We start from the raw sequence: 7,473 nt of genomic DNA, 5'->3' as shown, positions 1-7,473 counted from the left end.
CCCGGCCTATGGGCACTGTCACGTCGCACCGTGGCCAACGCCTTCTCGGTCGGTCTTTTCAGCGCCATGCTGCCGATTCCCTTCCAGATGATCGTGGCGGCATTCGGTGCCTGGCTGTTGCGCTGCAACCTGCCGCTCTCGGTGGGACTCGTATGGATCACCAACCCGCTGACCATGCCGTTGATTTTCTACGGCAACTATCGCCTGGGCGCCTGGCTGATGAACACGCCTGCCCGGGAGGCGCCGGCCCGCATTTCGACCCGCTGGATCGCCGACCGCATGGCCGACATCCTGCCGGCCCTGGCACTGGGCTCGGTGGTGTCGGCTATCATCTTCGCCATCGTAGGCAATGTGATCATCCGGCTGGTCTGGCGCTGGCATATCTCGCGCAGCTGGAAATTGCGCGCCATGCGGCGCCGGCAGGCGCGACTGGACAGGGAGGATTGAGTCCCGGCAAGCGAATCGGCCGGGACTCGGGTCAGGTGGTCTGAATCAAGCGGAGTCGTGCTGCTCGGCGAGGCGTCCGCCATCGAGCTTGAGCACGCGGTCCTGGTGGGCGGCCATAGAAAGGTCGTGAGTCACGATGACGAAGGCACAGGCGGTGGTTCGGGCCAGTTCGTCCATCAGCGCCAGGATACTGGCGGCCGTGGTCTGGTCCAGGTTGCCGGTGGGCTCGTCCATCAGCACCAGGCTGGGATCGGTAACCAGCGCCCGGGCAATGGCGACCCGCTGACGTTCGCCGCCAGAAAGTTCGCCCGGCTTGTGGTCGGCTCGCTCGGCGATGCCGACCCTGACCAGCAGCTCCCGGGCCCGCGACTCAGCCACCTTCTTGCTCTGGCCACGCACGATCAATGGCAGCGCGGCATTCTCCAGGGCGGTGAACTCCGCCAGCAGGTGATGGAACTGGTAGACGAAGCCGATATGCCGATTGCGAAAACGGCCCAGAGCCGCCTCGCCCAGATCGAGGAGTGATTCATCGGCGATGCGCACCTCACCCCGGGTCGGACGATCCAGGCCACCCAGCAGGTTCAGCAGCGTCGTCTTGCCGGAACCGGAGCTGCCGACGATAGCGACCCGCTCCCCCGCCCGCACCTCCAGCGAGAGGCCATCCAGCACGGTGACATCCTGGGGGCCTTCGCGATAGATGCGGGTCAGGTCGTGGCAAGCCAACATTATCTTGCCCTTGGCGTTCGCCGTCTGGCTCATGGCGCTCTCCTTCACGGTGGCCGGATCATTCATAGCGCAGCACCTCGGCGGGCTGGACACGCGCCGCACGCCACGCCGGGTAGATCGTCGACAGGAACGTCAGCCCGAAGGCGGCGGCGACGATGTCCCGCACATCGGACCAGTGCAGCCGGGACGGCAGGTCGCTGATGAAGTAGACCCCGGCGTCGAGGAACTTGATGCCCAGGGCCGACTCGACCCAGCCGATCAGGTCCGAGATGGTCAGGGCCAGCAGCACGCCGAACCCCACCCCCACGGCGATGCCGATGATCCCGATCGCCATGCCCTGCACCATGAAGATGCCCATGATAGAGCGGGGCGTGGCGCCGATGGTTCGCAGGATGGCGATGTCGGCATGCTTGTCGGTGACCACCATCACCAGGGTCGAGACGATATTGAAGGCCGCCACCGCGATGATCACGGTCAGCAGCAGCGCGATCATGCGCTTCTCCATCTGAATCGCCTGGAACAGGTTGCCATGGGAGAAGGTCCAGTCGGTGCCGCGGTAGCCCGTGCCAAGCTGGTTGATGATGGCGCGGGTCTCGCTGGCCGCGACGAAGAGGTCGTCCAGCTCCAGCCGCAGCCCCCCTACCGCATCGCCCAGGCGGGCAAGCGTCTGCATGTCCTCGATATTGGCATAGGCCAGGTTGGCGTCCAGATCGGCGCCAACGCTGAAGATGCCGCTTACCGTGAAGCGCTTGAGGCGTGGAAAGACCCCCGCCGGGGTGATCGAGGCCTCCGGCACCAGCAGCGTGACCCGGTCGCCCACCCCGACACCCAGATGCCGGGCCAGCAGGGAGCCCAGCACCACGTTCCATTCGCCGGGCGCCAGGTCATCGAGGCTACCCTGCTGCATGTGCCGGCCGATGATCGACACGCGATCCTCCCACTCGGGATGGATGCCGTTGACCATGGCACCCTCGTTGCGACCGGCCGAGGAGAACATGCCCTGCTGTTCCACGAAGGGTGCCGCACCGATCACCCGCTCGCGCTGCATCAGTTCTTCGGCCAGGGCCTCCCATTCGACAAGGCCGGCGGGGGACTCGATCTTGGCATGGGGTACCATACCCAGGATGCGGGTGCGCAATTCGTGGTCAAAACCGTTCATCACCGACAGCACGAGTATCAACACCGCCACGCCGAGCATCAGGCCCAGCATGGAGGTCAACGATATGAAGGAGATGAAGTGGTTGCGGCGCTTGGCGCGTACATAGCGCAACCCGATCAACAGTGGCAAGCGGTCAAGCATGATGGGCGTTCCTTGTCAGCGGGGGGTCATGGTACGGTTTTTTGCCGTCCTCTGCACCGGTCAGGATTACGTTTCCCCGATGCTTGCAACATTAGCCGGCTGGGCCTACATTTCGCCGACTCGGCGATAGGACGCCGTAGGACGAGACGCAACCCAGAGGCTCCCATCATGGCCAACCGCCTGCTTCCCGAATGGCACCCCCAGGATGCCATCCAGCTTACCTGGCCCAGCCCCACCAGCGACTGGGCACCGCTGCTCGAGCGCATCGAGGCCACCATGGAGAGCATCGTGGTGGCGGTGGCGCGCTACCAGCCCGTTGTCATCAGCGTGCCCTCTACCACAACGCGCCACCATCTGCAGCGCCGCTTCGCCTACCTGGGCGTTCCCGTCGAGCGATTGCACCTGGTCGTCGCCCAGGCCGACGACACCTGGGCGCGGGATCATGGCCCCATGGGCATCACCCGCGACGGTGAACTCCATTTGCTGGATTTTGTCTTTACCGGCTGGGGCGGCAAGTTCGAGGCGAGCCGGGACAACACCCTGACCCGGCGGCTTGCGGAAGCCGGCCTCTTCGCCTGCCCGGTAGAGTCACGCGACCTGGTGCTGGAAGGCGGCGCCCTCGAGTGCGATGGCGAAGGCACCCTGTTGACCACCGAGGCCTGCCTGCTCAACCCCAATCGCAACCCGCAGCTCGACCGCAGCGCGATGGAAGCCGTGCTCAAGGAGGCGTTCGGGGTGGAGCGGGTGCTGTGGCTGACCAACGGCCACCTGGAGGGGGACGATACCGACAGTCATGTGGATACCCTGGCGCGCTTCTGCGACAGCGAGACCATCGCCTACGTCAGGTGCGATGACCCATCGGATCCTCACCATGCCGCCCTCACCGCCATGGAGAAGGAACTGGCCACGTTCCGTCGTGCCGATGGCCGGCCCTACCGGCTGATTCCGCTGCCGTGGCCGCGACCCTGCTTCGACCCGGTGGATGGCCATCGGCTGCCGGCCACCTACGCCAACTTCCTGATCATCAACGGTGCGGTACTGGTTCCCATCTACGGCGATGCCGCCGACAGCCAGGCACTGGCGGCCCTTGGTACGGCCTTCCCCGACCATGACATCGTGCCCATCGACTGCCTGAGCGTGATCCGCCAGCACGGCAGTCTGCACTGCCTGACCATGCAGCTACCCGAAGGCAGTCTGGCCGCCCGGACGAATTCGACTCACAAGACACACCAAGGAGAGCGTCAATGACACGGACCCTGAAGGTCGGCCTGGTCCAGCAGCCCGCCTGGCCCGACAAACAGCGCAGCCTCGCCGAGAGTGAAGCCGGCGTGCGCGAACTGGCCGCGGCCGGCGCCGAGCTGGTCATGCTCCAGGAGCTGCATGCCACACACTACTTCTGCCAATACGAAGACACAGAGCTGTTCGACCTGGCCGAGCCGCTGGATGGCCCCACCGGCACTCGACTGGCCGCACTCGCCGCCGAGCTCGATATCGTGCTGGTGGGCTCGCTGTTCGAGCGCCGCGCCCCCGGGCTCTACCACAACACGGCCGTGGTCTACGATCGCGACCGCGGCCAGGTCGGCTACTACCGCAAGATGCACATCCCCGACGATCCCGGCTTCTACGAGAAGTTCTACTTCGCACCGGGCGACGTTGACGAAAAGCGCCGCCAAGGGTTCGAACCCATCGACACCTCGGTGGGTCGGCTCGGCCTGCTGGTCTGCTGGGATCAGTGGTACCCGGAGGCGGCGCGGCTGATGGCACTGGCCGGTGCGGAGCTGCTGCTCTACCCCACTGCCATCGGCTGGAGTCCGTCCGACGACGAGGCGGAGAAGGCGCGCCAGAAGGAGGCCTGGACGCTGATCCAGCGCAGCCACGGTGTGGCCAATGGCCTGCCGGTGATCGTCGCCAACCGGGTCGGCCATGAGCCGGACCGCTCCGGCATCAGTGAGGGTATCGACTTCTGGGGCGGCAGCTTTGTCGCCGGCCCCCAAGGCGAGCTTCTCGCCCACGCCGGGGAAGAGGCCGAGCGTCTGCTGGTGACCCTCGACATGTCACGCGGCGAGGACGTGCGGCGCATCTGGCCGTACCTCCGCGACCGCCGAATCGATGCCTATGGCGACCTGACACGGCGTTATCGGGACTAACGACGATGCGCGGGCGCATCTGGCCTCTCTCTACCCGGGCGCGACCGCCGAATCGATGCCTATGGCGACCTGACACGGCGCTATCGGGATTGAGCGAAGCACTGCGGCTAAATCCGGCTGCAGGTCGCCGCGGAGGCGCTGTGAACCCTTCCCTGGGCGCTACATTCGCCATCCATGGCGAATGACCTCCGCTATGACCTGCCCCCGGCGCCGCTCATGTTGCCGCCATGGTCAGCCGCATCTGGCCTCTCTCTACCCGGGCGCGACCGCCGAATCGATGCCTAAGGCGACCTGACCCGGCGCTATCGGGATTGAACGCGTGGCGACCGCAATCGCGGCTGATCCGGCGACAGCAGGGCTGGCGATGTGGCGATGTTTCAGTGCCGGTGGCCGCCGCCGGGCGCCTGACGGCGCCAGTCGTGATGCGGAGCATTCCTCCTACAGCGTTTTTCTCAGATGAAGGTAGTCGCTGTCACTTCCAGAAATCGCGGATCGAGGCGATGCCCTGGGCACCGACGGCTCGAGCGTGATTGGCGTCGAAGCGGGTCATGCCGCCCAGGGCGAAGACCGGCATGGCAGCGCGCTCGACCAGTTGCTGGAAATCATGCCAGCCCATGGGCGGCACCTCCGGATGAGACGGTGTCGTACGTAGCGGCGACAGGGTCACGAAATCGCAGCCGATGCGCGAGGCCTGGGTCAGCTGCTTCTGGTCGTGGGTCGAGGCCGCCAGCCACTTGGCCTCCGAGATCGGGCGTCGCTCCAGGGACATCAACCGCTCACTGGTGAGGTGGATGCCATCGGCATCGACCTGCTCAAGCAGCGCGGGATCGGCGTTGAGGAGCAGCCTCGCCCCGTGCTCTCGGCACAGCGCCAGGGCACGCTCGGCGCGGGCCAGGTAGGCCGCCTCGTCAAGGGACTTGGCGCGCAGTTGCACCAGCCTCACGTTGTCCTCGACCAGCGCCCGGGCCAGGCGAGTCTCGAAAACCTCCTCATCCGCCTCCTCCGCCGTAATGAAATATTCGGTGGGCAGCATCACGGCCTGGAGAATCGGCAGGTTGGCTGCCGGGAAGGGGTAGTTGACCAGCTCATGCAGCGGCACCCAGCGCACTGCCTGGCCTTCACGGCCGAACGGTTCACCGCTGAACTCATGCACCTGCCAGACATCGAGTAGGATATGCTTGTCGGAGTATTCATGATGAATGCGGATCAGCGGCTGGGCACGCTTGATCTCGACACCCAGCTCCTCATGGAGCTCGCGCTTGAGCCCTTCCAGGCCCGTCTCGTAGGGCGCCAGCTTACCGCCGGGAAACTCCCACAGGCCACCATGATCGACATTGGACGGACGACGGGCGATCAGCGCCTTATCGCCCTCGCCGCTGATGATGGCGGCGGCCGCCACGTGCACCCTTCTCTTCACCATTACGTTCATTCACCCTTTACCCGCTTGACCCATGCCGACCACCCGGCACGGGGATGTTCGTCTGCCAAGCATCTCACCCTCAGCTGCGATACTCGGCGTTGATGCTCACATAATCGTGAGACAGGTCGGACGTCCATACCGTGGCGCTCTCCTCGCCACGCCCGAGGGTGATGCGGATCACGATCTCCTCCTCACTCATCACCCGACTGCCGGCTTCCTCGGTATAGCCTGCCGCCCGGCCTCCGTACTCGACCAGCCGGATATCACCCAGGTCAATGGTCACACGCGTCACGTCGAAATCGGCCACCGGAGCACGCCCCACCGCCGCCAGGATGCGCCCCCAGTTGGCATCGGAGGCAAACAGCGCCGTCTTGACCAGGGGCGAATGGGCGACGGTAAAGGCGACATCCAGCGCCTCCTCCCGGCTCGACGCCTCGTTGACCTGCAGGGTCACGAACTTGGTCGCCCCCTCGCCGTCACGAATGATCGCCTGGGCCAGTTCGGTCATCACGCGCTGCAGACCATTGCGGAACACGGCGACCTGCTCCTCGCTGGCCACCTCGGCGCCTCGCCCGGTGGCGATCAACAAGCAGGCGTCATTGGTCGAGGTGTCTCCATCGACGGTGATGCAGTTGAAAGAGCGGTCCACCGTCTCACGCAACAGTGCATCCAGCAGCGGCTGCTCGATGTCGGCATCGGTCGCCACGAAGGCCAGCATGGTGGCCATGTTGGGCTTGATCATGCCCGACCCCTTGCTGATGCCATTGATGACGACAGTCTGGTCGCCCATTTCCAGGCTCACGCTGGCACCCTTGGCCGGGTATCGGTGGTCAGGATGCCCTCGCCCGCCTGTTGCCACGCCTCGGCGCCAACGCCCAGGGACGACAACGCCGACGGCAGCCCGCCCAGCAGCCGATCCATGGGCAGCGGTTCGCCGATCACCCCGGTGGAGAACGGCAGTACGGCATCCTCGCTCACGCCGGCCAGCCTCGCCAGCTCGGCGCAGGTGGCCTGGGCATCGCGCAGCCCCACCTCGCCGGTGCCGGCGTTGGCATTGCCGGTGTTGATCACCAGCAGGCGTGGGCCCTCGCTGCGCGCCTGACACTCGGCCAGATTCTGCTTGGCCACCGTGACGGGCGCGGCACAGAAGGCGTTACGCGTGAAGCTCCCCGCCACCCTGGCGCCCTCAGGAATCTCGATAACCACCAGATCCCGCCGTCCCGGCTTCTTGATGCCCGCCATGGTGGACCCCAGGCGCAGTCCGTCTATCGCCGGCATCGCCGGAAAGCGTGTCTCACCCACTGCCATCGTGTCGTCTCCTGTCTTGGTCAGCTCAGCTGCCCGCAGCACTGCTTATACTTCTTCCCCGAACCACACGGGCAGGGGTCGTTGCGACCGACCTTGGGTCCTTCGCGGCGCACCGGGCGGCCATC

General features: G+C 65.7%; 7 protein-coding genes and 1 pseudogene. 3 read left to right on the top strand and 5 right to left on the bottom strand.

The genetic code is table 11. From position 1 onward, the window contains the following. Positions 1 to 447: DUF2062 domain-containing protein (locus Q427_RS22015; RefSeq protein ID WP_043517318.1), on the top strand; the 447-nt coding region annotated here is incomplete at its 5' end. Positions 448 to 492: 45 nt separating this feature from the next. On the opposite strand, the gene Q427_RS22010 is transcribed toward Q427_RS22015, so the two are convergent. After that, positions 493 to 1,206, bottom strand: a complete 714-nt coding sequence (locus tag Q427_RS22010; RefSeq protein ID WP_043517315.1) for an ABC transporter ATP-binding protein — start codon at positions 1,204 to 1,206, stop codon at positions 493 to 495. A 25-nt stretch (positions 1,207 to 1,231) separates the two neighbouring features. Further along, a complete protein-coding gene (locus tag Q427_RS22005) occupies positions 1,232 to 2,473 on the bottom strand; it encodes a lipoprotein-releasing ABC transporter permease subunit (RefSeq protein WP_043517313.1) in 1,242 nt (413 codons plus the stop codon). Between the two features lie 168 nt (positions 2,474 to 2,641). Here Q427_RS22005 and Q427_RS22000 point away from each other — a divergent pair, with 168 nt between their 5' ends. Next, positions 2,642 to 3,721: an agmatine deiminase family protein gene (locus Q427_RS22000; protein ID WP_043517312.1), complete on the top strand. Its 1,080-nt coding sequence runs from the start codon at positions 2,642 to 2,644 to the stop codon at positions 3,719 to 3,721. After that, entirely contained in the window at positions 3,718 to 4,620 is a 903-nt protein-coding gene (locus tag Q427_RS21995) for a carbon-nitrogen hydrolase (RefSeq protein ID WP_043517311.1), read from the top strand. Before Q427_RS22000 ends, Q427_RS21995 begins: the two co-directional genes overlap by 4 nt. Before the next feature lie 472 nt (positions 4,621 to 5,092). Here the strand turns inward: Q427_RS21995 and Q427_RS21990 are convergent, their stop codons facing one another. The 3 genes and pseudogenes from Q427_RS21990 to Q427_RS37090 form a co-directional block, all read right to left on the bottom strand. Beyond that, on the bottom strand, positions 5,093 to 6,040 hold the full coding sequence (locus Q427_RS21990; protein ID WP_043517310.1) for a Nudix family hydrolase: 948 nt from the start codon (positions 6,038 to 6,040) through the stop codon (positions 5,093 to 5,095). A gap of 79 nt (positions 6,041 to 6,119) precedes the next feature. Beyond that, positions 6,120 to 7,348, bottom strand: a pseudogene (gene argJ, locus Q427_RS21985) (bifunctional glutamate N-acetyltransferase/amino-acid acetyltransferase ArgJ). Positions 7,349 to 7,368: 20 nt separating this feature from the next. Beyond that, positions 7,369 to 7,473: SEC-C metal-binding domain-containing protein (locus Q427_RS37090; RefSeq protein ID WP_197030781.1), on the bottom strand; the 105-nt coding region annotated here is incomplete at its 5' end.

The sequence above is a fragment of the Halomonas sp. BC04 genome (assembly GCF_000568385.1).
The sequence above is the reverse complement of the archived record's forward strand: the minus strand, read 5'-3'. Positions and strand labels throughout refer to the sequence as shown.